We start from the raw sequence: 25,972 nt of genomic DNA on the forward strand, positions 1-25,972 counted from the left end.
CCGGCCTTTACCGAAAAGGTCCGCGACATAACTGGGATCTATCTCAATCCCCCTGATGCTGCACTGGTACTATGTATTGACGAAAAGACACAGATCCAGGCGTTGGATAGAACCCAGCCACTGCTTCCCATGAGACCTTTTGTTCCAGAGCGGCAAACACATGACTACAAACGCAACGGCACAACAAATCTCTTTGCAGCACTTGATGTTGCCTCTGGCAAGGTGATCACCAACACCACAAAGGCTCATCGGGCGATCGAGTTCATAGCCTTTTTGGATCAGGTGAAAAAAGAAGTTCCAAAAGAACTCGAAGTCCATATCATCCTGGACAATTATGCAACGCATAAAACCGATGCTGTACGGGCCTGGCTCATAAAAAACCCGAGATTCCACTTCCATTTTACACCCACCTACTCCTCGTGGATGAACCTGGTTGAGAGATGGTTCTCGGAACTGACTACCAAAATGCTCCACACATCCACCCATAAGTCACAAAAGCAACTCGTTGCTTCGATCAACACCTGGGCAGAGCGCTGGAACCAAGACCCAACACCATTTAGGTGGGTAAAGACAGCTGACGAGATATTCGCATCGATGGCAAAGTATCTGGGGAACTAGAACTCAGGGAACTTATGAGAGGGGACACTAGAAGGTCCCTTAATTAATGCCTAAATGGCTCGTTTTCTGATATTTATTTGTCCATAGTCCTCCCGCTGTTGGATTAGAAAGTTGTCTTTCGCTTTTCTGAGGATTACGGACCACTCTAAGCCAGGAGTAGCACAAAGGGTAACTGGTTCCTAAACTACGTATTGGAATCAAACCCCTTTAGTTCGAATTCAATGGAGCTAAGAACACAACTTTCAGATCCAATTACCGGACTGCTTATTTCTTTGGATCCAAAGAAACGCTCGAGGGGAGTTCTTGAATTCTAAGCAACCATTTTGAGTAAATGCGTTGCTGTCGAATACGCCAAAACGGTTATTTCGCAATGACCCCTGTGGTAAAGGACTGGTAAAGAGTTTTGGAATGCTCAGGTGTCCAAAAAGCCGGCCAATCACGTCATCAACCACAACACCGCCACACTCATAGTTGGTGACGTAAGAGGGATAGAAAAACATAGTAAAGCCAAACGATCCATGGGTCGCCACGGTCGCCAGCAACTATCCCAGTGGTCAAGAGGCCCTCAAGAGCAATACCTCAATTAGAAAACTAACTTAGAGATACAACCCCTAAACGAGTCATACTCTAGCCAAACTTGCCCTGCGTGCTTAAGACGCAAGCGACCATCAGGTCGGCACTACCGATGCAAGAACCCTATCTGTGGGTTCAGCTGTCATCGAGACGCCCTAGGAGCAATAAACATTCTCCAGAAGGCGATATACGCAGAGTGCTCTTCAATTGGACTAGATACAACAATCTTAGTCACGTATCTTCGAGCTGAAAAACATTGGTCACCCGATCAACGCAAGACACACCAAAAGGTGCAGTGCCCTAAGGCCAGAGCCCGAAGTAGTGCCCAGAACCGGGCCTTGTCTGAGATATCTCAGACAAGCAAGCCGAAACTAGCAAACTCATCTACCAGTGCTAATTCATTAGCACTAGACCAGTCGGTAGCGGTGGCATGATGCAAGCGATGTCAGGTGACTCCAACCAAACGGCGAGGTCAGAAGCCCCGTCTGTAAGGGCGGGGAGGCTCACTGTCTCGAATGTGTCGTGGGTGCTAATGGCTCGATGGTACTATTCGCGACTTCCACTTTCGCGGCGGATCAAACCAATCGATTGTAAGGCTTGCGCCGCTCAGTGCTAATAGGAATTGGCTTGAATCGTTCCAGGGAGCATCGCCAAGGTCGCAATAAGATGAGCCGATGGCGGTCTCGACATGTGAATCACTACCAGCTCCCGTGGAAACTGAGGTTTTGGTGGCAATGCTTTGAGCTTTTTGGTTGAACCCGTTAGGACTCCACCTAGAGTTGCCGATTTCAATAATGTCAATCATTTTCTCGTTGGCAAGCATAAATAGTGTTTCATAGGTGAGAGAGGTTCTTCCTTGATCACCTGGGTGAGGAACGTAAACTAGTCCACCTTGGTCCCTAATCATCTTGGATGCGGTTCTGGCATCTAGGCCCGGAGGTATTTTTTTTTCGATGAAGAGGCCAATAAGCTCGCCTTCCTTGACCCGAAATTCTTGACCTATGATGATCGTGTCCCCGAGGCGTTCTCGAAGGTTCAATGCGCCCTCAATGGTAAGGTGGTCGGTTACGGCCACCTTATCCAAATTTGAGGATTGGAAGGCCTCTATATATTCTTCGTAGGTGGTGGTTGAATCCCCGGAACGATGAGTATGTGTGTGGAGGTCTATCTTCAACGGCTAAACCTAGGAGCCGCTTAGGTTTATGTTGCCAATTGCTAAAGTTACTCCAGCAGCACCACTCGGTCGTATCGTTAAATCTGAGCCAATCGATCGAATATCAAGGAGCATCTTTTGTAGGTTGGATGCAATCGTAAACTCTTTGATCGGCTCCTTTAATTCGCCGTCGTGGATTCTAATTCCCTCTGCACCAACTGAGAAATCTCCGCTTACTGGGTTGACGCCAGAATGAATTCCTGATACCGATTGAATTAGGACACCATCGGTTATTTCAGAGACGATCTCTTCCTTGGATCTTTCTCCGGGCTCTATGTAGGGAGCTCTGGGGCCCGGAGAGCAGGAGCCCGCGATGCCACCTCGAATAGCAGAGCCAGTGGGCGCCACGCCTTCTTTGCGAGCGGTATAGCTATCGTAGAGGTATCCCTTGAGACTTCCATTTTTGATCAGAAGGTTTTGCCTGGATGCGAGACCTTCGTCGTCGTAATTTGCCGATGAAAAGAATCGTGGATCCGAAGGATCGTCGATTAGGTTCAATCTGCTATTTGCAACATTTTCGCCAACTCTTCCTGAAAAGATTGATCGACCTTTTTGAACTGCCTCGGCGGAGAGGGTGCTGGAGATGATGCCAATAAACGAGGATGAGATATCTGGTTCGAAGACCGCAATCAGATTCGAAGACTTGGGCTTTTTCGCGCCAAGCATTCGTGTGGATTTATAAGCTGCCTCTTGGGCTGCGTATTCTAAGTCGATACCCGCAAAGTCCCTCGAGGCGTGGAGGCCAAAGCCAGTCTGGGTCTCGTCGTCCTGCATAGCTAGGGCGTATGCCCAAAGCCAACAGTAGGTTTGTTGGGTGTAGCTTGCTATGCCTTTTGAATTTACGATAGCGCTCTCTACACTAACGTCTCCGTAGTTCGATGAATTGAGGGATTTGATGCGACGATCTTTGGAAAGCGTTACCTTCTCAAGCTCAAGGGCAAGGGATATCTTATTTTCAGTTGGTGTATTTGTGATGTCGACCGACCATAGGTTGAGCTTGGGCCCATCGACTCCGTCGGGTTCGGCGATCCCAGCGAAAGGATCTTGTGAAGCAAACCGGGAATTATCCCGGGCCTCTTCTAGGGCTCTTTTGAGGTCGTCGTCTTCGAGGGTTCCAGCATATGAAATTCCGACTCTTTTATCCCGGATGACACGTATACCGATTCCTGATGATTCAGATGTGGTGAGCGATTCAATCTCTGAGTTGTAGACGCGTATGGAGGTCTCACGCTCCCAGATAGCATATGCCTCTATCTCTTCGCCGCCAGAGGCCATATCGGCAATTCGTTGGCCAATTTTAATTAGATCAGGCACCCGCGGTTCCTCCTACTGTAACAGCTTTAATCCTTAGTGTTGGCTGTCCGCAGCCAACCGGGACACTTTGCCCATCTTTTCCACAGGTTCCAGGTACTATCGAGAAATCGTTGGCAACGGCATCGATGTTCGCCAGAACTTCTGGTCCGTTTCCAATTAAATTCGCCTCTCGCAACGGGGCGGTTATGCGACCATCTTCAATTAGGTATGCCTCTGTCATTCCAAAGACGAAGTCTCCAGTGGCGGTATTTACTTGGCCGCCACCTAGTTGCGAGACGTAGATGCCGTATTCAGTATCGGCTATGATCTCTTGCGGTGTTGACTCGCCAGGCATGAGATAAGTATTTGTCATTCTAACCATTGGTAGATGGGCGTAACTTTGACGGCGTCCGTTTCCTGAAGAGTCTCGCTTGGTTCTGTCGCCTTGGGTTTGATCCCACATGTAATCGACCAAGACGCCATCTTGGATCAAGGTGTTCTTTGAGGAGATATGACCTTCGTCGTCGTGATGGAAGGTACCCCATTGATCGGTTACGGTTCCATCGTCTAGGAGCGTTACCAATGGACTTGCAACGCTACGACCTATTTTTCCTGCATATACAGATGACTCTTTGAGAACGTGGTCAGCCTCAAGACCGTGACCACACGCTTCGTGGAAGAGGACTCCGCCACCTAAGCCATTTAGGACGACTGGTACTTGTCCGGATGGTGCGGGCCGTGCGGAAAGTTTTAAGATCGCTCGATTAGCAGCTTTGAGCGCCATCTGCTCGATATCTAGATCTTGAAAGATTTCGAACCCCTTGGTCATGGCAACGGTTTCATAACCCCCCTGCATCCCTGTGTCTCCTAATGCAATTGCGGAGATTGAGATTCGAGTTCTTATCTGCTCTTCTTCAACGAAGACGCCATCTGAATTGGCGACCAAAAATCTCCTTAACGAGTCGGAGTATGACGCCCCAACTTGTCGAATGGCCGAACCTGCTGAACGAGCTGCATCATTGAGGTGTTTTAGAAGTTCGATTTTGCGATCTTTTGCTATCGTCATAGGAAGGTTTTTGAGCGGATCGATTGGTGAAAAGACTCGCTCTTGCAGTGCCATTATTTGTCTTGACTTCGAGCTATTTTGCGCAAGCGAAGATGCTGCTTGCGCGGCGCGTAATAGGCCATTCTCGCTTAGATCTGCTGTATGAGCAAAGCCGGTTGTGTCACCATAGCGAACTCTAATTCCGGCTCCTCGAGCTGTACCGGATGAAAGTTCTTCGACGATCGCGTCATCAAGGGAAGCCGAAAAGGTGGTCTTTTCTTCTACGAAGATCTCTGCGAAGTCACCACCTCGACTTAGCGCGGATCGGATAACCTTTTCCACGAGATTGGACTCAATCATGAACCATACTCCCAATTTGTTTCGACTATTAATTTAACTTAATCTAGGCGATCTATAGATTAAAACGCTGTTCTAAAGTGGTATCTTGCCATTGCTGGTCTATGGCTGTCGATCGACGATTACTTGGACACTCGCTAAACAATGGTTTTGGCATATACTTCAAGTAAGGTTAACTCAACTAAGCTTGCGACGATTTTCGAGCTAATTGATTGAAGGGGATCAGTAGGGTTGGAGTTTCCCGTCGGTGAATCGAGAGGCGTCTGTAGATTCCAATCAGCCTAAACGATAGAATAAGTCAGTTCTCAACTCCTAAAGTGCGGAAATCTAATGGGTGAAGACCATCTCGAGGGAAAAAATTCAGCAGTTTCAACTATCTCGCAAACATCCATAAAGCGGGCATTCCCTTATCTTCGTTACGTATCGACCTTGATAATGTTTTATGTTTTGGTTACAAAAGTGGACTGGAACCGAATTGAGCAGATTGGCAGGCGCGGCTTTAGCCTCATAGCCTTTGCCTTTGTTGTTACGCTCGTGGGAATTGCCGTCTCTGTGGTCCGCTGGCACCGAGTTCTAGCCGCACTGGATGTAAAGTCGCGATTTAGGGATCTGATTGAGTTGCAGCTTGCAGGAATGTTCGCTGGCAATTTTTTGCCCTCCACTGTTGGTGGCGACGTGATCCGTGCGAAGTGGCTTGGGTCGGTTTCCAAGGCATCCTCTGACTCTGTGGCATCGGTGGTTCTGGAAAGATTAACTGGTTGGTTGGTGTTGCCGCTACTGGTTCTTTTTGGCGTAGCTAGCGACCCTAGTATGCTACAACTTGGTTCAGTCTCTCAAATGATTATGGTTATAGCATTTGTTACTTTGGTGGCTCTTTTTGTTTTGGTTAGGCTATCCATATTAAAGTGGCAGTTCCCCGTCGCTTCTAAGTTGCGTTTTTTAAATGGTGTAATGTCTTCGATATCCAAGGGTCTCGGAAGGTTTCGCGAGAATCCCACAGAGTTTTTACGCCTTATTGGATGGGCATTTTTATATCAAATATGTGTCGTTGCTGCTAGTATCTTCGCGGCTTCGGCGCTTTCTATCTCCATTGGATGGCGGGCACTATTTGTTTTGGTACCCACCATTGCCATGTTGCAAGTTCTACCACTAACTATTGGCGGCCTTGGCGTTCGAGAGGGTGCTTTGGTTCTTATGCTGCACCCACTGGGAATTCGATCGGCCCCTGCTATTGAGTTTGGTCTTTTGGTCTACGCTATAAATATCGCTGCTTCGCTCTTTGGGGCTCCTAGCTTCGCAATGGGTTCAAAGCGACTCGTACAAAGGCGAGCAGACAACCCTTAGCTGCTCGTTCTCGGATTCGATAGCGTTGTATTGAGATTTGCGTTAGACTTGGTCAGCCCATCTGGCTCTTTCGAATGAATCAAATGCAAAAGATTACTGTCTTTGATGGTCCGGCCTTATGATCCATTTAGCTGTGGGTCTAGGATGGCTCGCGTTTTACCGCTGAACCAAGGGTGATTACCTGAGCCTTTAAAATCGACTTTGAATAAGATTAGGTGTGCATTTACTTAGACCGATATCTTGGACGTTTTCGATAAGTTCTAATAAAAGAGCTTTCCGGCCCTGAAATGAGACCACTTTGGAAGTTTAGAACATTCTTTAGTGTTATCTATGTCTGTAAATCTATCGACTGGCTCTTGCTTTTTCAATTGTGTAGGTTAGGCGAGTTCAGATTTTGATCGTGATAGCTGTCGAAGTATTTCGATAGTTTGATTGAAAGGTCGATGATTCGTTGCGTTTTTCTTGATCTTTAACTTTGGCATGCGAAGGTTTAGATGCTAATTTTGGGAATTTTTGGATTTAGTGATAATTATTCTGATTTTAGAAATAATTTATGGGTGTTTGTTGGCTCAATAAGATGCGATTTATGTTCGGTCTATTTTTGCAGGTTCCTGCTGTGTATTTGCACATGTTGTTAGGTGGTCGATTCGAAGTGAAAGAAAAAACTAAACTAGGCGCTAGGAAAGTGTTTTGACTAAGGAGATGCAGTTGGATCGAGCTCCGGCAGGTTTGCGAACAATTGCCCAATTGGTTGATCGACGCTTGACAAAACTTTTTGACGACGAAAAGCCAAGGTGGGAGCGCGTTGACGACGGATTGATCGTTCCTTTTGAAGCACTTGAGAAGATGGTTGCCTCGGGCGGGAAGAGGCTTCGACCTGCTTTTTGTTACTACGGATACTTGGGCTCCGGAGGATATGGAGACGCTCCTATTCTAGTGGATCTTTTAACTTCTCTTGAGTTGCTACATACTTTTGCCCTATTGCACGACGATATTATGGACGGCTCTTCTACTAGACGTGGCTCATCGACTGTTCATGAGCGATTTATCGAAGAGCATAGGATATCTTCTTACAGAGGTGAGAGTCGACGCTTCGGCGAGGGTATCGGGATCTTGATAGGTGATTTAGCATTTGTCTATGCAGATATGATGATGGAAGCCGCGCCACTTGCGACCCGCAAGATCTACTCTGAACTCCGACTTGAAGTAAATATTGGACAGTACCTTGACCTTATTGGAACTGCCAAAGGTAGGCCGACTGTCGAATCGGCGCAGAAGGTAAGCATCTATAAATCCGGGAAATACACGATCGAGCGACCACTTCAGATAGGCGCCTCTTTGGCCGGGGCATCTTTAGACCAGATGGAGGAACTGTCACGTTTTGGGCTTCCTCTCGGTGAAGCTTTCCAACTCAAAGACGACCTATTGGGTATCTTTGGCGATAGCACCATAACTGGTAAGCCTGTCGGTGATGACTTGAGGGAAGGTAAGCCAACCACCCTGGTCGCGATGACCATGGACCGCCTGACTGGTCTCGCAAAATCAGAGTTTGAAAGACTGTTTGCCCTTGATCTACCGAATGAGAGCCAGATCCTCGCGATGATGGAGATGATTGAGGATTGCGGATCAAAGGCGATGGTTGAGGATCGAGTCGAGATGCTTGTTGAATCGTCTTTGTTGGCTTTAGACGAGTGCTACCTTTTGGATTCGGCAAAGGCTGACCTAAGAGACCTCGCCGTCTTTATCGCCTCGCGAGCTCTCTAGTCTAAGATTAAGGATAGCGATATGAGAATTGCCGTAATTGGCGCAGGATTAGGGGGCCTATCCGCTGCAAGTTATCTTAGGCGTGACGGCTATGAGGTAACTGTTTTTGATAGTGCGGATCGAGTGGGGGGCCGCAGTGGCCTCTTTGCCTCTAATGGTTTCTCTATTGACACCGGACCTTCTGTTCTTACGATGTTAAATCTTTTATCAGATGTCTTCAATGCCAATGGCGCTAACTTATCTGATGAACTTGAACTCATCAAGCTTGACCCAATGTATCGTGCAAATTTTGAGGACGAAGCGGGGCCATCCGGTGGCGGCGTGATATCGGTACGTGCTGGCCAGGAGGCGATGAGACAAGAGATTCGAAGTGTTGCTGGTTCTAAGGATGCAGCTGCATTCGATAGGTTTTGCGCCTATCTAAGAAAGCTATATGCTCTTGAGGTCGAGAACTTTATTGACCGTAATTTTGATTCACCTCTAGATTTCTTGAACCCACTTATGCCAGGGCTGCGCCTTATTCAAATGGGGGCCTTTGGACGACTTGCTCCGCTCGTTGAACGGTATTTTGACGATCCTAGACTTCAGAAGCTCTTTTCTTTTCAGTCTCTTTATGCAGGTCTTTCTCCTTATGATGCCCTGGCCGTCTATGCGGTAATTACTTATATGGATACGATCGAGGGTGTGTACTTTCCTAAAGGAGGAATGAGTGCGATTCCTCAAGCCCTCGCGAAGGTTGCTAAGGCGAATGGAGTGGAGTTTCGTCTCAATTCAAAGGTTTCGCGCATTCTGAGATCAATGGGATCGCGTGGAAGTGTTGTTGGGATTGAACTTGAAGATGGCGAGCGCTTTAGCGCTGATGCGGTAGTGGCCAACGGTGAATTGCCGGGTGTCTACAGAGATTTATTGGGCGGGGAGCAGGCCCCACGCGTATCACGCAAGGGGGAGTATTCACCATCTGCTCTTTTACTTTTGATGGGTATCGATGGTAAACCGAGCGTGGAGCACGCTCATCATAATATCTATTTTGGTAAAAAGTGGAAAGAGTCCTTTGATTCGCTTCTCAAGAGTGGAACGAGAATGGAGAGCCCATCTATTCTGGTGACAATTCCTACTCACAGTGATCCAACTTTAGCACCGGACGGTTCCTCGATAGTCTACGCCTTAGAACCCGTCCCGAATCTTGATGGCAAGATTGATTGGCGATATGAGCGAGACATAGCAATTTCCGACTTTAAAGCGCGTTTAGCTCACAGAGGTATTCTTGGAGCAGGGACCTCGAATATTGTGCTTGAGAAGGCGATAGACCCTCTGGATTGGCAAGCTATGGGAATGGAGAGAGGAACCCCATTTTCTCTTTCGCATCGTTTCTTTCAAACTGGACCGTTTCGTCCGAATAATTACGACAAGAGAATCCCCGGCCTTTATTTTGTTGGATCGTCTACTGTGCCCGGGGTGGGTGTTCCTATGGTTTTGATCTCTGGAAAGTTAGTTGCTCAAAGAATCGGCAAGGCAACTAGATGGTGACCCAACGGGAACTAGATGGCTCCTATGAGCGATGCAGATCTCTAAATATGCGCTTTGGTAAGTCTTATTACTATTCCACTTTTCTACTTCCTCAGGCGATGAGGCGACATATACATGCGCTTTATGGCTTTTGTCGATATGCAGACGATATCGTTGACGATCTCGGAGATGTCCCAATTTCTGACCGGGAGAGTGCCCTGGGGGCCTTCGTAGGGCGCTTTTTCACCGATGTAAAGGTTGGTTTTTCAAATGATCCAATATTGATGGCTGTCGTAGACACGGTTCTTCGTTTTGAAATCGATCTTGATCTTTTTAGTAAATTTGCCGAATCGATGAGGCTGGACTTTTCCAAATTCAGATACGAGACTTATGAAGACCTTTTGACCTACATGGAAGGCTCTGCTGCCGTTATAGGTGAGATGACATTACCAGTTTTGGAGCCATCGTCTAAATACGCCCGAAAGCCGGCTAGGGATCTAGGCTTTGCTTTTCAGCTGACAAACTTTTTGAGAGATGTCTCAGAGGACTTACAGCGTGGAAGAATCTATATTCCGCTTGAAGATATTGAGCAGTTTAAGGCCATGAGCGCTTTTGAGACCAGACGATCTGATTTTGAATTTAGAGAATTGATGCAATTTGAGATCGCCCGAAATAGGGAAATCTATGAGCAGTCCCGTCTGGGGGATCGTTTTTTGCCGCCTCGTTCTGCGGCCTGCGTAGCTGGCGCACGAGAACTTTATTCAGGAATCTTAGAAGAGATTGAATTAGTCAACTTCGATGTATTTGGGAGTCGTGTGAGTGTTGCCCCATGGAAGAAGTTCAGAGTAGCCATTGGCGCGATTGTTGGCTAGTACCGCATCCGCCCTTGCTCGAACTGACTTTGGGACTATTGGGAATAGCATTCCGTAGGGTTCGCCATTGTAGAGGTGGTGGATCTGGTGGGCGTATCTTAGGGGTTCTAGGAATGAAATGGTGGGCACATTGAAGAGCCTCTTATGGATGTAGATGTCATGCATGAATGCATAAGCCGCTCCATAGATGGTAATTCCAATGCCAACTGGAACAAGGATTGAAAATTTTGACGTTGTTGTTCCAAGCGCTATAGCTGCGATGGTAAAAGCGGCAAAGGCTACGGGATAAGCGTCGTTTGCCTCGATCTTTTTAAGGCGAGTTTGATGATGGCTGGCGTGAAGAATCCAACCAAAGCCATGCATTATTAGCCGATGGGCCAAATATGCGATCGGCTCCATCAGAAAGAATGTTGCGATTACAATTGAAACTTTGAAGAGCATGTGGACCTCTTTAGGTTATCTCTAATATATCAGTATAGAGAATCTAAAGATCTAGTTGGAGCAATGCCAGCTAGAGAGTGGTTCTAGAGCACTTATATCTCAAGGTCAGCAGCTATCTGTCTTCTCTTTGTCTTAGGCGTTCCCAAATGCTCAAGACCGCTGAGACAAGCGCAAAGCCGTAGAGGAAGTCCTCGATGGGGATGGAAAATGGTATTCGTAAGCCGGAGAAGTGGTTGGGATTATATATGACAATTGGGGCTGAGGTTTTTGTGAGCCAGCCATCGGTCGGGATTTGAAATAGTACGATAATTAAAATTGTGATCCAGAATTCTTTTTTGAAGTAGATCCGGCCTTTCATAACAAAGAGTTCAAAGATTATCGAAAGAGCCACGGCGGCCAGTGCGCCAATGGTGTATGCATGCATGGATCTAGCGCCTCGTTGGTCTTTTTTGTCTTGGCTCTAGCAGCACGTGGACGGCCTCATATGTCAAAAGTGCGCAAATTGGTATGATCAAGAAAAATAGGAGCTCCTCCAGGGGAAGTTTGCCTGGAAGGGTGACGCCGCTTACGTAGCGCTTGGCATAATACCACCAATTGGCATGGATGGAGTAGATGTCGAAAAGCGAGAAAAGTAGCGCGATAGGTATTAATGAGATTGCCAGTCTGAGCGGCTTGCGGTAGACCTTAGCCCCAATGACGAGTTCCAGTGGCAACGTACCTATGAGGCAGAGCGCTAACACGATTAAGTATTGTAGGTGGTTGATCGACTTCATCTCGAGTCTGTTTTCTGATTCGAAGGCACGCGGGTTTGTCAAATTCCTTATAAAAGCTAACCCAATCTTACTAATGGTAGTGCTCAATGTGACTTGATATTGATAAGGTTGGCCCCTATGGCTAAAGCATGTCTATAGCAAGTCAAACTTTGCGCGTCAAGGCGAGCGAAATGGGAAGACCTTTCAACTAGAAATTTGTAGGTGGCCAAGTGTTACCTAGTTCAAGTATTACCCAGTTAAAGCGATCTCACCTCTTATTTGAATCCGAGTTAGGAAAGGTGAGGCATGGTCCAAAGCAGGAACCTTGTCGATTGCTTGTGAGGAAGTTTTGTGCTTTCGTATTTCAAGGGGAGGGATAAAGTCGAACGATCCCATGAGTACTGCTAGCGGCGTTTGGATTAAAGAAGTAAAGTGGCTTTAGTCTAATGATTAATGAATGACCATAAAGCGAAGGTAATAGTTCGATTTGTTTGCTAAATCACGCCAATTGATCCTCGCGCCTCTGATAACGGGCTTAGTTGCGGTTGTTTTGGTAGCATTGGTCCGTTTTGGAAATGATACTGCAGCGCATCTCTACCTAACCGCTCTTTTTGCAAAGTACCATCGCCTTATTTTTTGGGATAATTTTTGGTATTTTGGCAAGTTCCAATTTCTTGGCTACTCCTACATCTACTACCCCCTAGCGGCATTTACGACCACATGGCTACCACCAATCCTTGGTTTGATGGCGATCTCTGGAGTGGTCTCCTCTTTTTGTTTAAAGCTAAGGGCGATCTCTTGGAATGGAGTAGATTCTGATCGACCTGGCTTCCTTGGTAGTTACTTTGGCACGATCTCCACTGCCGTGGCTATTGGTGTTCCGGCGGGTGCGTTAATTCTTACTGGGGCATACCCGTTTTTGACATCGCTGGCTTTTGCGTCATTTGCTATAGTCGCCATGAATAAGCGCTCCTGGGTCTCATATTGTCTTTTTTTGATTTTGGCTGGTGCTACTTCGCCATTGGTTCTTGTTTGGATTTTGGTTGGCGTCACTTTTAGTGCCGTTAGATTCCTCACTAAGGAGTCGGCAAATTATCATCCAATAAAAGTTGCCGGTTTGGGGTCAGCTTGGCTCCGTGCCAAGAAGGCCTTGGGGGTCTTACTTGGTTCGTCAATCACTCGCATTGGCATGGGGCTACCACTTTTAGGGCTTTTTGGCGACTATGAGATTTCAAAGTACTTTGGGATCGGTGGCAAGTATCCATTTTTTGGCTCTGACTTAGGGCTGGTTCTTGGTTTTTCCCTGATTCTCTTGGTTGTTGTGAACGTGTTTGTGGACGATGGAGAGCGCGCCCCCATTGTCATCCCTACCCTTTTGTACATGGCGGGTTCGCTTATTTTGTTCACCGTGTCGACAACGTTAGGTGGGAATATTGCTCGTGTGGGTGAAATCTCACCGATTTTGATTGCCGTCTTGTATCTTTTCTCAAAGGGTTCCACAAGGGGTCCTAAAAGCAGGAAAGTACGATTGGCGGTTTTTGCGCTCCTATATCTTTTGGGCGTTGGGTGGGAATTTATCTCAATCGAAGCTCCGATCTTTGATCCAAGTGCCGCTTGGCTGACAAATAGCTCCAACTGGAGTGGCCTTGTTCGTGTGCTCAAAGCTTCGTACCCTGGGCAAAGGGTAGAATATGTCGACTCTCTTTTGCATGAGGGCTCATATTTTCTAGCTAATAGTCAGATTCCCCTGGCACGGGGGTGGTTCCGGCAAAGCGACTTCAATCAGAATGAGATTTTTTATGGTGTGAGATTGACTTCACGAGAGTACAAAGATTGGCTTTGTAGCAATCAAGTTCGGGCGGTGATTTTGCCTCCGGCCCCCTATGACTATAGTTCGCAACGGGAGGCTCAGATCGTAGCATCACCTTCTACTTACCTTGTTAATCCAATAAAAATTGGAGAGTTCAAGGTCTTTGAAGTGGCTGGTTGTCCTTCGGCGCCACTTCAAATTCGCTCAATCGGAGTAACTACAATTTCAGTCTCTATTGCTAAAGCTGGATCGTATCTATTGCCAATAAATTTCTCGCCATTTGAATCAGCGGTCGGCGCAAAGATTGCAAGAGCAAAGGGAGGTAGGGCCGAGATCTCGGTATCAAAGGGAGGCAATTACCTCATTATGACTGGTTATTGAGAGACTGCGTTGAAATTTCCGTGATAACTAAACGAAAGTTTCCATTTCGAGATGGACTTGCACCAGGCCAGCTTCGACTTGAATCGCCTTTGGTAACCACCATCATCTGATGGAGATGATGGTGGTAGATGCTCTTTAGTAGATTTGATATCTCTGATTACCAGGGGTTTTGGGTCCTTTGAAAGAGCGCTCTATGGCGATCCGGCGGAGGATGGCAATGGGATTGTCTTTTTAGCGGCTTGTTTTCTGGCGACGAAGTCGTCTATTCGTTGGTTTGGGGCGAGATCTTCGCTAGGGATTTTTCCTCATCGTATGAGTGCATTTCGATAAACTGTCTTCAAAGACGGACTGGCCGCTAGCGCTAACTGAATTGGTTCTGCGGTCTTAGGCACGAGATTCTGGCTCTTTGGGTTTGCGTGGCGGTTAGGCGCCGGTCGTTCGCGTGAACCCAAAGCGCCGTAATGCAAGGATTGCAAGGAGGACCGACAAGGGCTTTGCTCCTTACAATCTAACAAGCAATCTGAGGGATCGAATCTTGATCTGCCTTGGGAGAGTTTTGCTCTTTTGAGGGCTCTATTTCTAACTCTTTCTGTCTATATGACAACCCACTCTGGAACTCCACTCTGCATGGTTTCAATTCATAGTCTCATTTTTGGCCATTGTTTGAAAGATTTGATTTTTTTACGCCTTCTTATCGTGCTCTGGGCTAGTTTGCCATGGGTACCACTGTCTGGCGGTCGAGCGGATCATCCATCGGCTATCTTCGTTTTCGCGGGCAACTAGGTGGACCCATGCTCCATTGAAGAGTTGCTGAAGGATTTGGTTGGCATCGATGACTTGTTCGATTCGTTCAATGGGCGCCTCTACCAAGGTGAGAAGACGCATCGGTTCGTGGTAGGCCATGTCTTGATCAAAGAGTGATTGACGTGTTAGGCCAACCAACAAGTCGCCGCCCGCACCAAGTATAACTCCCGTGTCTCCAACGACGTTGTGGGCTACCTTGTCTCCTGCGGAGAAGGTGGCTGCATCGACACTAGAGAAGTAGTATTGCGCATTTATCCAGTGCGCAACCACCATTGGGGCCGTGAGAATCGCTGTGAGTAAAGTACCGTCGGGGTCGATGCTTGCATTGTAGGAGTGAAGAAAGGTACGGCGATTTAGATCCAGACCCGCAGTCGTCGATCGAGGTCCTATAATCATTGCGGCATTACGAGCTAAGCCCCACTCCGGAGTAATCTGTGCCCAATCGCTAGCCCGACGTGCTACGTGGGCCGTACCTCCTCCGGCCGGTGCCCCAGGTAAGGATCTAACACGTTCTTGAGCTAGTTTTTCTCCTGCTTGGATGAGCGCCTGTTTCAGCGACTCTATCTCGCTCTTGTGCGTTAGTGTCGCATTTTGGGTGTCGAGTAGAGTTACCAAATCGATCGATGTGTCGTGCTCGCCTGCGATGAATATGGTTGAATCTGGGATTGCAATGCCGCGTCCAGTCAATCCTGTACGCACGTCGCTGGTGTTTAGGATAGTAGCAAAGATACGAGCGCTGTTGGCTCCGCGGTTACCACCGCACGCACCACAGTGAAAAGCTGAGAAGAATGCGTTGTTTTCGGTGCTACTTCCATGGCCACATACCAGCACTATCGGAGCGAAGTTGCCTATTAGACCTATTGCTCTAAGGGTATTTTCGGCCATATTGACTTGTTCGTCGATCGTAAAACTTTCGTTTCTATCGCCTATTTCTATGTGAGTTGAGATCGGTCCCGAACGTTGTCCTCTAGCAAACGAGCGAATAGATGCATACCCTCTTGGGCTAATAGTACGTGCAATTGCGATTGCACCGGCTGCAACTCCTGTTGCTTCCGCAAGTACGTAGGCCGAGGTGGCTCCATGGCGAGTCCTCTCAAAAGCGGAATAACTCGCCCTTTCGACCTCTGATATTGCCATTCTTCTTTTTAGAGAACTGTCATTATCTTGATTGGGAACTTCGTAGCTTGAGATAGTCGGCTGCAACAGAACAGGGCTTAATGGGATCGGTGTGGATTCTCCAAATGCGGCGAAGTTGGCTGGGATGCCAAAGAAACCTGCAAAGCCATATGTTTCGATTTCTCCGGCTATATCAGTTGCTTCAAGCTGGCGACGGATTCCTTCTGATCTGACGTCAATACAGAAGATAGCCTGTACGCTCGCCGTCGTGGGTTCATTGGAGAATTCTGAGGAGCTTTCGCAGCTCGATTTCGATTCGATGATCGTCAAAAGCTCATCGCGGTAGTGGTTCTCATAAGCACGTAAGATGACAGCGCTCTGGCGGTCCGGTGAAAGTTGGGATAGGGCTTCCCAGCCGGATCTGTTTGAATTATCCTTCGTCGTCGCTCTTTTCCTCTTTGGTTCATGGGTCAGAGGAGGGCAAGATGCGTTGGTTTTTACCGAGGTGATCTCTGTGGTTTTCAAGGCATTAGCCACAACCGCTTCGTAGACAAGTCCTACGGCAAGCAGGCTATCCAAGTAGAGTTTCGGCCCCGGATGTGATGGATCGGCCCATTGTGAGCGCCACTTTGCATGTCCTGCCCAACCCAATAGCCGAGTTAGGGTGAGCCGAAATAACTGTATGTGTAGCTCTTGAGGAGCCTTGAGATCTTCTAGCGCTTTTGTAATTGCTATTAGTGGAGTCTCTCCGAAGGCTCCTAAGGATTTGTGTTCCTTTTTCCCTACGATTTTTCGCGCTGCCGGATCGATAACGACGTGTCGCCTCCAATAGTCGTAGAAGCCATTTTCGGCATTTTTATCGGAGGCAGTTAAAAAAGAAGCACACCACTTTGCCATCTCTTCTTCTATCATTGTGGAAAGTTGAGTGCCGTGGATGTGATCGATGAGTTGACTCGGAAGGACCATTTCGAGGGGTTCAATCTCTTTCTGGTATTGTTCGGCCAAGATATTCGCCTCTATAGTTGCTTCGTCGATATCCTTCGAGATGAGACGAGACTGCTTTATTGCTAAGTCAGCCAGACTCTCGGGGAGGTACCCGTCAATACCGAGGTATTGACGGGCGTAGCGAATGGCGCCATGAAACCCCAGGTCGCGAAGGTCCCATAGGGGATTTACGGCGACGAAATTCGTCAATGGCCATATGGGTGCGAGTACTTCTGCGGCTTGTTCTATCTCTTTGATAAGCGAGAGGGGCTTGGAATTTTGAACACGCTCTTTTTTCATGCTGCTGCTTCTTCTTTTTCGATGGAACTTTCGGATTGCATCAAGATTCGTTGGTATTGTCGTCGGCTTGTCTTTGGCGGCGAAACTTTGGCCCAGGTATTTGGGATGTGGTAAAAGCCATGGCGGCTAATACTGCCGAAGTTTATTGACCACACTCGAAGGTGACGTTCGAGTGTGGGTATTGTGCTAAGGCGTTCCAATCCCAAGGCCACTCCGAGGGCGACTATGAGCCACCATGGTGAAAGCGCTCCAGAGGGAACAACCGCCAAAGAGGATGACATCCAACGATCAAGACCACCGAGGATCGCTCCATAGGCCGCTGAACCAAGGAGAGTCGCCCCTGCAATGGTCACAATGAGTTTTGGTTGGCCAGCTAGGTTCCGGGCAGCGTTTGATATAGCAACGTAGATGGTGCAAGCAACGAATCCGAGCAAAATGAGACCTCCTCGATGACCCGATGCTCCGGGATAAGCAGCCGAAACTGCGACCAAGGCACCCAGAGCTGCGATGGCTTTTGTCTTTATGGGCGGGTGATTTGCTTTGGCTGGCGCGTTGTGGCCGCTAGGCTTTCCAATCGCTGAAGGTGAATTTAGAAATCGAGAAGCTTTGTATGTGCCATGTCCCAGGAGATGCATGAGTGTGGCTAGGTTTGCACCGATAGTCGCTTCACTAATCATAAATCCCATCTGGGAGATGGTAGAGATGGTGAGTTCGCCTTTTATGTCGCTGCGAAAGCGGATCGCTAGAGCTGCAACTATTGCGGTTATGGTGACGATGGCAAAGGCGAGAGCGGTTACCAAGTTCGATGACTCTGCGAGTACACCTATTCGTAGTAGTAAGATGCCACCTCCATTTACCACTCCAGCGTGAAGTAGAGCGCTGACAGGCGTGGGTGCGTTGACTGTTGGTGGCATCCAACGAGCCGCTGGACCTTGAGCGCTTCGAATGAGGATGGCCACCATCAAAAGCGCGCCAACTGGCAGAGCCTCGCCTCCGAGCGCAGTTAGGGCCTCGTGTTGTGCGCCAAGGCTTGTGATGTTGAGATTTCCTACACGGTTGAGCACAAGAAGCACAGCACCCACCATAGCGATCGCCCCTATGGAAAAGTAAGTCAAAGTGCGTCGAAGGGCTTCAGCTACTCCAGGAAGTTCTCGACGGTAAAAGAGCAGGGCAAGAAAGGATGCATCCGCTATGATCCATGCACAAGATAGTACCGCGAGAGTGGTTGCCGTTGCAACGGCTATCGAGGAGGCAATTAGCACCTGGGACGCGACAAAGTACCGTCTATTGAGCAGGTCTTGCTGGAGAAAGCGCAATGAAAATGTTGATACGATAGCGCCGATCGTAGCGATGAAGATCATCAGGACGGCACTAAGACGATTTGATGCGAAGTAAGGGTGCTTTGTTATAGGAATCAGAGAGATGTGAGAGAATATATTAGCGCCAGTGGATACCTTGACCATAACCAATAGGGCACACGCTACAACTAACCAGGCGGCCCATACGCTCAATCGCGCTACCCAACGACGAGGTACGAGACACAGCACGCCTGCGGCGAAAAGTGGTAACACGACAGTGGCTGTTGAGCCATTTAGAGCTATTCCAGTATCCAACTCTTTAACCTCCGTTTGTGGCGATATTTAATCAATTACATAGATTATATATACGAAAAGTAATTCATGAAACAAATATCGTATAATTTCAATAAACCCTTGTATTGACGTAGGTGGTTACCTGTTCAGCGTCGACGAGCGCGTTGGTGACGATGGTAAAAATGCTGAGAGGTTGGATTTCGATCCGTGTTGATTGCTACTTCCTGCGCATGAGTTAGTCTCACCTTGGCAAGGGTCTACGGAGCAGAACTGCTATTGTGCTTCTGACCTTATTTATTGGCACGTCAGCGCATTTGTCCGAGTGATTTTTGCCTGGATTAATTTGTAGCAGATTGATCTGTGGTGTCAAATTCGCAACGGAAGGATATGGGCTAGATGGTCTAGTGTTGGAATGGCTGAAGCCTGAAGCTGCTGGCTTTAGTCTTCGTAGTTTTGTTCGTCTTTACCATCAGACAAAGGAGATCCAGGCCCACCAAAATTGCGGGTTTAGCATGGGCATAAGTTTTTGGCCGACTGAAATTGCCCAAGATTCATCCCTGATGCCGGTTTCATCGTTCGGAGATCGAGCAAGCGGTTGGAGTTTGCTTAAATTTTTACTGACTTGGCTGGTGTTTATCGAGTCGTCGCTATTTTTATTTCGTCAAAAGACGTGTCAAGAATCACTATATGTGGCTAATTACTACAAATAATTCCATATGGTTCCGCATAACTTCTAGACTTGGTTTATCGTTGATAGCAATGTTCATCTACATGAGAATCGCAGGAATGTCGGTTTGTTGCATGATGTTCAATAATGCGAAACACCGTTGAAATTGGAAACTGTTTCAACTATGGGGTTTAGCTAAGGTGCAGCGTCGACGATCGACGACGACTGCGGAGGTGAGCTTTGACAGTTCTTGAGAATATAGATGGTCCTTCAGATCTGAAACGCTTGACAAGCGGTGAACTGATTAGACTTTGCGCGGAGATTCGAGAGTTTATAGTTGATAAGGTCAAGGTAACAGGTGGCCATCTCGGTTCGAACCTTGGAGCGGTTGAACTAACCGTAGCAATTCATTTATCCTTTGAATCCCCAAAGGACGTCGTTCTCTTTGACACGGGCCATCAGGCATACGTCCATAAGATCCTCACAGGTCGACGTGACATGTTCGACACTTTGAGACAGGAGGGTGGTCTTTCTGGATATCCAAGCCGAAGTGAATCAGAGCATGATTGGATTGAGAATTCACATGCATCTACGGCTCTTAGCTACGCTCATGGTTTAGCATGTGCCATGAATTTAGGTCGCGGTCCACTGGTTGGAACCTCCGATGCTCAAGTCGCTTCGGATCCAACTCGTTATGTGGTCGCTGTCGTTGGTGATGGCGCTCTTACGGGAGGACTAGCGTATGAGGCGCTAAATAATATTGGCCACGGAAATAAGAAAGTGATCATAATCTGGAACGATAATGGTCGAAGTTATGCACCAACCATCTCAAGGTTATCTTCATCAATTACAAAGATACGACTCAACCCAACCTATATTCAAGCTAGAGGTCGCATTCGCCAGATCCTTAGCGAATTCCCACGGGTGGGCTCTATAGCATCCTCTGGCATAGTTGGCTTGACTACGGCGCTTCGTGAGGCAATTGAGCCTCGCGTCTTTTTTGAAGCTTTGGGAGTCCGCTATACTGGGCCGATCGATGGCCACGATATCTCTGCGATGGGGTATGCCTTAGCTGGTGCCAAGGAGTGGGATGGCCCAATCGTAGTTCACGTCATGACACACAAGGGCCATGGATATGGCCCAGCCGAGCAGGATGAAGTGCAGTGTCTGCACGATCTCAAGGTTGCCCCTCTCATCGCGATAAAGAATCGAGAGTCTTTTACCGATGCCTTTTCTGAGAAATTGATTGAGATCGCATCGCATCGTTCAGAGATCGTTGCGATTACGGCTGCCATGCCAGGGCCAACCGGTTTATTGAAATTTGAAGCTAACTTTCCAGAGCGTTTTTTTGATGTTGGTATAGCTGAAGCGCATGCGGTTACTAGTGCGGCCGGGATGGCGATGGGTGGGCTACGTCCAGTGGTAGCGATTTATTCGACTTTTATAGCTCGCGCCTTCGATCAAGTAAATCTTGACGTCTCGCTCCACAATCTTCCAGTCGTCTTTATCTTAGATAGGGCTGGCATCACAGGCGATGATGGCCCAAGTCATCATGGTCTGTTGGACATGGTAGAGATGTTGGCAATACCAAATCTAACGATCTTTGCGCCATCGGGTACAGATGCACTTCGGAGTGCCCTTGAAGCGTCTTTGAACCTTTCGGGACCTGCGGTTATTCGATTTCCAAAGACTACTGGAGTCACGACGCTCGATGGTTTGCTTCCTCCCTTAGATCCGTTTGCAGCTCATAAATTACGCGGCGGCAATGGCTCTATTGCGATTGTTGGGGTTGGAAAGATGGCGGAGTTTGCGCTTGAAGCTGCGAACCTTCTTGAGGACCAAGGTCTAGATGTGACAGCTTGGGATCCTCGCATCATTAAGCCTCTGTGCTCTAAAATGATGCGAGAACTTACTAGTATGACCCATGTATTTGTTGTTGAAGACGGATTTGTTCCTGGTGGAGTGGGCTCTCATCTCTCGTATCAACTCAACCAGAGCCAACTAGTAGATCCGACCGAGGTGGTCCAATTGGGCGTCCCGATTGGATTCATAAAGCAGGGGAAACCCAACGATATACTAGCTCGCTTAGGGCTGGATGGTATTGGCATCGCAAAGAGTGTTATGGCGCATCTAAACCACAACCAAATCGCATAGTTACTTTAGATTTGAGCTATAGATGAACTTCGAGGTGCTCTTGGCTTTCGGCAATCAAGCTACTTCTGCACTTATTTTTTCAGCGGTTAGCGGCTCGATAGCCTTTGCACCTTTGAAGCTCGGGGAAGCTACTGCCTTTGATACTTCAAAGAAGGTCGGCTTTGAAGCCAAGGTGTAGGTAGAGATTTCACTTAGGAGTTTATCTGACTCGCCTTTGGAATCTATTTCCCCGTTGATCCACTCCCCAAGGAGATCTTGCGGGACAAAGCAGGGCATTCTGTCGTGGATACCAGAGATGGTTTCATTTGCATCGCGAGTTAAAATAACGAATGAGAGCAACCCAGTGGTTCTATCTGGAACCTCGAGGCCTGCCAGTAAAGAGATGTCATTCGAATCGAGACGAATGAAGAATGGGATCTTTTTGCCATTTGAGGTCTGCCATTCGAAATAGCCATTTATAGGTATCGCAATTCGGCGATTTCGAAGCGCTTTTGAAAAGGAAGCCTTTTCATTGGCAGTTTCAGAGCGCGCATTGATTATTAGTTTTGTTCTAGCTGGAGTTCCAAAGGTGAAATTGGCTCCAAACGTTTCAAAACCAAGATAGGACACTTCGGTTTTTGCGCCCTTTATAACAATAGCCCGCTCGCTTGGTGCGAGGTTAAAGTTCTCATTTGCCGCGATTTCGACGAGAGATTCGTCTTTGACTATTTTGCCAATTTGTGGACTTTGATATTTTGAGATAATTTCTGAGATGGATATATTCTGAGTAAACCTGCCGCACATTTAAAAAGCCACCTTAGATTCTAATACCCTAACCCTAGCCGTAATAGTTGGAGTTTGGTGGGAAATCGTATCATTAGCTGACTTTGGAAGAATTATTCCCGGTTTTTGGGCTGTAGTCTGTCGAGATTGAGGCTATCCATGCGGAGAATGTTCAGGTTTTGATGGCGTAGAGAACTAATGACTTTCCAATTGATGGATCAAGAACCCTTTTCTCGAAGGTATCTAAGCGCTCGAGTCGGCCAGACATTTGCTTGATCAATAGATCTTGGTATCTTCGAATCGGCGATAAATTGGTTTTTTCTAACCCCAGCAGTGTCTTTAGCCACCAGTAAGGTGAGTGAAGACCATGTGCATATGAGACCACAACTACATCCAAGTTAGCTTGTGCGATTCGTTGGAGAAGTTGGCGTTTTCGGTAGATCCTTATGTGTCCACCCTTGACGCTATGGTACTCCTTGGAGAAGATCCAGTTTAATAATTCCGGCATCGCTCGAGGTACTGAGATCGCGATCATTCCGCCGGCCTTTGTGACCCGATTTATCTCTCTTAGGACGACATGGTCTTCTTGAATGTGCTCGAGGATCTCCGAGACGATCACTATATCAAATGAGTTGTCATGGAAGGGGAGACCCCTGGCGTCACTCACAGCCAGTGAGAGCATCTTGGGTGATGTGTCGTCTTTGATGTCTAGATAAGCCAACGTCTCGTCCAGGGTCGCTGGAATTGTTTGAAGTGGAGTTGGGTCGATTTCAACACTTACTACGCTGGCTCCGCGAATTATGGCTTCGATACTGTGTCGACCCGCTCCAGCACCTAGGTCGAGGACCGATTTTTTACGCAGATCGCCAAAACGATCAAAGTCGAATGTCTTCATGAAATTTCGCCTGTCGCATCCTCAAGATGTAATGGTTCATTGAAGTTGACCTTTACAACATTGGGCGATGGTATGGGATCTTTGCTTCTTGCAATAGCGAGATTATATTGTTCAACGGTGGCAATAGCTGCGCTCTTCCAGGAGTAGTTTGCTAGAACCCGAAGACGACCATGGTGTGAAAGTGATGCCCCAAGTTCGCTTGAGTCAAAGATCATCGAGATTGAGTCTGCTAGTGATTCTGGATTCCTGGCCTTGGCAATTAGGCCTGCTACCCCATTTTCACCTACCACTTCTGGTAAGGCGCCGCCATCGGTGGTGACAAGGGGTGTTCCACAGGCCATGGCCTCAACGGCCGGGAGAGAAAATCCTTCATACACGCTTGGTACACACGCCACCTGGGAGCTGGAATAGCACCGCACCATCTCCTCGTGAGTCACCTTGCCGACAAATTCTACATGACCGCCAATGCCAAGCTCTTTTACGAGTTGATGTACTTCGCTATTGGATTTGCGTGCTCCCAGTACCTTTAGAGTCACGTCAGGATAGTTAATACTTAGGATTTTTACAGCTTCCACAAGGTATTTGAGCCCTTTTAGTACGACGTCCGCACTAGCTGTGGTTACGATTTGGTGTGGTATCGGTGTTATTCCATCAATAGGTCTAAAGACTGTGGTGTCTACGCCTATCGGAATAACGGTAATCTTTTCGGGATCTAGTTTCATCCCTGTCACCATGTCATTTTTTGATGCCGTGGAAACTGTAATTATTGATTCATATCGTCTTGCGACTTCGCATTGAAAGCGAACGAAACCGTACCAGCGCCTCGCTCCTAACTTGGCAAGCATTCCCTTGGCACCTTTTATATCAAGTGTGCGGTCCACCGTGATTGGATGGTGGATAGAAGTCACGCTAGGAACATTGTCAAAGGACAGTCCCAGTAACGACCAGTTTAGGGACTGGTTATCGTGGATGACGTCAAATTCCCCAATGCGTCGACGAATCTGACGGGCTGCTCTGTAGCCAAAGACTCTTGGTTCGGGAAATGAGCCAGTTGACATCAATGCAAACTCTATTAAGTCGAACATGGACTTGAACTCCGTGAGTTTGGGAACTCTAAAAGGATCTGGCTCACGATAAAGGTCGAGAGAGGGGAGCTTGACGAGCTCAACCCGTTCGTCTAGATGAGGATATGGAGGTCCTGAAAATACTGTAACTTTGTGGCCCAAGTCGCAGAGCGCCGCCGTTATATATTTTGTGTAGACACCTTGACCACCTGAGAAAGGATTTCCTCGATATACGCAGAATGCAATTCGTAGAGATCGCGATAGATCATCCGCCAATGTGAAACCAACCTAAAACTGTCTGCCCCATAAGTACTAAAGACAGACTAGACACGCCAACAACCGTGGCAGTCGCAACACCTCTGAATATACGGCCATTAGCCGCGTCTCCGAGTATGGACCGCTTGTTTGCTAACTTTAATATGAATACCAAGATAACTGGAGTCACTAAACCTTGGAGCACTTGGGAAAAGACTAGAAGTTTGATTAGACTGCCCGGGACTAGGGCTACAGCTGCTCCAATTGCAATTTGAACTGTGAAGATACCGAGAAAGACGGGGGCGTCCTTGAACGATCGAGAGACCGAACGTTCAAATCCAGCTGCCTCTGCGATGGCGTAGGAGGTGGATAGGGGAACTACAGCAGCAGCAAGGGCCGAAGCACCAAAGAGGCCAGCTGCAAAGATGTAAATATCTGCGGCCCCTGCTACAGGACGAAGGGCCCGTGCCGCTTGAGAGGCAGAGGTGAGTGGTCCACTGCCCCCAATTGCAGCAGCTGTAGCAATGATCATAAACATGGAGATGATATTCGCGAAGATTGCCCCGCCGACGGCATCAAAACGCTCCAATGGATAGTCGTCCGGGCTTACCCCTCGGTCGACCACTCCCGATGCAGCATATAGCTGCATATAGGGCGAGATGGTGGTGCCAATGAGAGCTACTGCTAGGTAGATGTAATTCTTGGAAAGGACGAAATGTGGAATTACTAGATTGGTGGCTATTTGGCCAAATTTAGGGTGACTAAGGAAGGCCGCAATTGGGTATGCAAGAAATGCGAGCGACATAAACAGAAAGATTCTCTCAGCGTATCGATATGAACCTAGAAGTACCAGCGACCAGACACCGACTGCTGCGATTGGAACTGAGATATATCGAGAGACCCCAAATAGCTCCAGAGATGCGCCAATCCCAGCAAATTCTGAGACTACAAGGCCGAGATTGGTTACAACTAAGGCGACAATGGCCAGAAAGGTGAGACGGATTGAGAACTGTTCCCGAATGAGGCTTGCTAATCCCTTGCCCGAAAATGTGCCAAGGCGTGCCGACATCTCTTGGACCACAACAAGGCCGACTGTTACCAATAACATAAAGAAGAGGGTCTTGTAGGCAAATTGAGAGCCAGCCGATGCGTAGGTGATAACTCCGCCGGCGTCGTTTCCAGCGTTTGCAGCGATTAATCCGGGGCCAGCAGCTCCGAGGTAGGCGATAATTCCAAACTTTTTCTTGGTGCTGAACCGAGGCTCCTCACCAGAATCATTCTTTCGTGGCTCTTGCATTTAATTAACTCATATTCAATTGTGTGAATACTCACGGCTATCAAATAACAAATGCACAGAATGTCTCCTTGTGATATCGGTTAGTGCCGATCTTCTAGTAATCATGTGTTTAA

The 25,972-nt window shown here is 47.8% G+C and carries 20 protein-coding genes; 8 read left to right on the forward strand and 12 right to left on the reverse strand.

The features are described 5' to 3' along the window. Both AXFE_RS10035 and AXFE_RS21480 read left to right on the forward strand, forming a co-directional pair. On the forward strand, positions 1–618 hold a 618-nt coding region (locus AXFE_RS10035; RefSeq protein ID WP_152626019.1), incomplete at its 5' end, for an IS630 family transposase. A 602-nt stretch (positions 619–1,220) separates the two neighbouring features. Next, positions 1,221–1,625 carry a zinc ribbon domain-containing protein gene (locus AXFE_RS21480; RefSeq protein ID WP_082058656.1) on the forward strand — a complete coding sequence of 135 codons (405 nt, stop codon included), beginning with the start codon at positions 1,221–1,223 and terminating at the stop codon, positions 1,623–1,625. Between the two features lie 95 nt (positions 1,626–1,720). Here the strand turns inward: AXFE_RS21480 and AXFE_RS10045 are convergent, their stop codons facing one another. From AXFE_RS10045 to AXFE_RS10055, 3 genes are read right to left on the reverse strand one after another with little or no spacing between them, the layout of a single operon-like run. Continuing rightward, entirely contained in the window at positions 1,721–2,365 is a 645-nt protein-coding gene (locus AXFE_RS10045; RefSeq protein WP_052605729.1) for a PHP domain-containing protein, read from the reverse strand. Between the two features lie 9 nt (positions 2,366–2,374). Next, positions 2,375–3,718 (reverse strand): TldD/PmbA family protein, encoded by a 1,344-nt coding sequence (locus AXFE_RS10050; protein ID WP_052605730.1) that lies wholly within the window; start codon positions 3,716–3,718, stop codon positions 2,375–2,377. Beyond that, entirely contained in the window at positions 3,711–5,102 is a 1,392-nt protein-coding gene (locus AXFE_RS10055) for a TldD/PmbA family protein (RefSeq protein WP_052605731.1), read from the reverse strand. Before AXFE_RS10055 ends, AXFE_RS10050 begins: the two co-directional genes overlap by 8 nt. A 327-nt stretch (positions 5,103–5,429) precedes the next feature. Here AXFE_RS10055 and AXFE_RS10060 point away from each other — a divergent pair, with 327 nt between their 5' ends. The 4 genes from AXFE_RS10060 to AXFE_RS10075 all read left to right on the forward strand — a co-directional run bounded on the left by AXFE_RS10060 (position 5,430) and on the right by AXFE_RS10075 (position 10,585). Beyond that, positions 5,430–6,443 carry a lysylphosphatidylglycerol synthase transmembrane domain-containing protein gene (locus tag AXFE_RS10060; protein ID WP_052605732.1) on the forward strand — a complete coding sequence of 338 codons (1,014 nt, stop codon included), beginning with the start codon at positions 5,430–5,432 and terminating at the stop codon, positions 6,441–6,443. 708 nt (positions 6,444–7,151) lie between these two features. Continuing rightward, positions 7,152–8,207 (forward strand): polyprenyl synthetase family protein, encoded by a 1,056-nt coding sequence (locus tag AXFE_RS10065; RefSeq protein WP_160291816.1) that lies wholly within the window; start codon positions 7,152–7,154, stop codon positions 8,205–8,207. Between the two features lie 21 nt (positions 8,208–8,228). Beyond that, positions 8,229–9,734 (forward strand): phytoene desaturase family protein, encoded by a 1,506-nt coding sequence (locus AXFE_RS10070; protein WP_052605734.1) that lies wholly within the window; start codon positions 8,229–8,231, stop codon positions 9,732–9,734. Further along, positions 9,728–10,585 carry a phytoene/squalene synthase family protein gene (locus tag AXFE_RS10075; RefSeq protein WP_052605735.1) on the forward strand — a complete coding sequence of 286 codons (858 nt, stop codon included), beginning with the start codon at positions 9,728–9,730 and terminating at the stop codon, positions 10,583–10,585. The genes AXFE_RS10070 and AXFE_RS10075 overlap by 7 nt, the downstream gene beginning before the upstream one ends. On the opposite strand, the gene AXFE_RS18490 is transcribed toward AXFE_RS10075, so the two are convergent. The 3 genes from AXFE_RS18490 to AXFE_RS10085 form a co-directional block, all read right to left on the reverse strand. Beyond that, on the reverse strand, positions 10,499–11,026 hold the full coding sequence (locus AXFE_RS18490; protein ID WP_082058652.1) for a sterol desaturase family protein: 528 nt from the start codon (positions 11,024–11,026) through the stop codon (positions 10,499–10,501). The genes AXFE_RS10075 and AXFE_RS18490 overlap by 87 nt on opposite strands. Before the next feature lie 112 nt (positions 11,027–11,138). Next, positions 11,139–11,450, reverse strand: coding sequence for a lycopene cyclase domain-containing protein (locus AXFE_RS10080; RefSeq protein ID WP_052605736.1), 312 nt, complete (start codon positions 11,448–11,450; stop codon positions 11,139–11,141). Positions 11,451–11,454: 4 nt separating this feature from the next. After that, entirely contained in the window at positions 11,455–11,799 is a 345-nt protein-coding gene (locus AXFE_RS10085; protein ID WP_235347744.1) for a lycopene cyclase domain-containing protein, read from the reverse strand. Positions 11,800–12,265: 466 nt separating this feature from the next. On the opposite strand from AXFE_RS10085, the gene AXFE_RS10090 reads away from it, so the two are divergent. Then, positions 12,266–13,969, forward strand: coding sequence for a hypothetical protein (locus AXFE_RS10090; RefSeq protein WP_052605737.1), 1,704 nt, complete (start codon positions 12,266–12,268; stop codon positions 13,967–13,969). 681 nt (positions 13,970–14,650) lie between these two features. Here AXFE_RS10090 and AXFE_RS10100 read toward each other — a convergent pair. Together AXFE_RS10100 and AXFE_RS10105 are read right to left on the reverse strand one after the other, a co-directional pair. Beyond that, a complete protein-coding gene (locus AXFE_RS10100; RefSeq protein WP_052605739.1) occupies positions 14,651–17,173 on the reverse strand; it encodes a DUF2309 domain-containing protein in 2,523 nt (840 codons plus the stop codon). Continuing rightward, positions 17,170–18,786 (reverse strand): proton-conducting transporter transmembrane domain-containing protein, encoded by a 1,617-nt coding sequence (locus tag AXFE_RS10105; protein ID WP_052605740.1) that lies wholly within the window; start codon positions 18,784–18,786, stop codon positions 17,170–17,172. Before AXFE_RS10105 ends, AXFE_RS10100 begins: the two co-directional genes overlap by 4 nt. A gap of 886 nt (positions 18,787–19,672) precedes the next feature. On the opposite strand from AXFE_RS10105, the gene dxs reads away from it, so the two are divergent. Next, the gene (gene dxs, locus AXFE_RS10115) at positions 19,673–21,586 is read left to right on the forward strand and encodes a 1-deoxy-D-xylulose-5-phosphate synthase (RefSeq protein WP_052605742.1); all 1,914 of its coding nucleotides are present in this window, start codon (positions 19,673–19,675) and stop codon (positions 21,584–21,586) included. A 54-nt stretch (positions 21,587–21,640) separates the two neighbouring features. Here the strand turns inward: dxs and AXFE_RS10120 are convergent, their stop codons facing one another. From AXFE_RS10120 to AXFE_RS10135, 4 genes are all read right to left on the reverse strand, one after another. Next, positions 21,641–22,369, reverse strand: a complete 729-nt coding sequence (locus AXFE_RS10120) for an SOS response-associated peptidase (protein ID WP_052605743.1) — start codon at positions 22,367–22,369, stop codon at positions 21,641–21,643. A 151-nt stretch (positions 22,370–22,520) separates the two neighbouring features. Continuing rightward, on the reverse strand, positions 22,521–23,243 hold the full coding sequence (locus tag AXFE_RS10125) for a class I SAM-dependent methyltransferase (protein WP_052605744.1): 723 nt from the start codon (positions 23,241–23,243) through the stop codon (positions 22,521–22,523). Further along, on the reverse strand, positions 23,240–24,583 hold the full coding sequence (locus AXFE_RS10130) for a glycosyltransferase family 4 protein (RefSeq protein WP_052605745.1): 1,344 nt from the start codon (positions 24,581–24,583) through the stop codon (positions 23,240–23,242). The genes AXFE_RS10125 and AXFE_RS10130 overlap by 4 nt, the downstream gene beginning before the upstream one ends. After that, a complete protein-coding gene (locus tag AXFE_RS10135) occupies positions 24,573–25,859 on the reverse strand; it encodes an NRAMP family divalent metal transporter (protein ID WP_082058653.1) in 1,287 nt (428 codons plus the stop codon). Before AXFE_RS10135 ends, AXFE_RS10130 begins: the two co-directional genes overlap by 11 nt. Between the last annotated feature and the right edge of the window lie 113 nt (positions 25,860–25,972).

This window comes from Acidithrix ferrooxidans (genome assembly GCF_000949295.1).
Taxonomy (GTDB): Bacteria; Actinomycetota; Acidimicrobiia; order Acidimicrobiales; family Acidimicrobiaceae; genus Acidithrix; species Acidithrix ferrooxidans.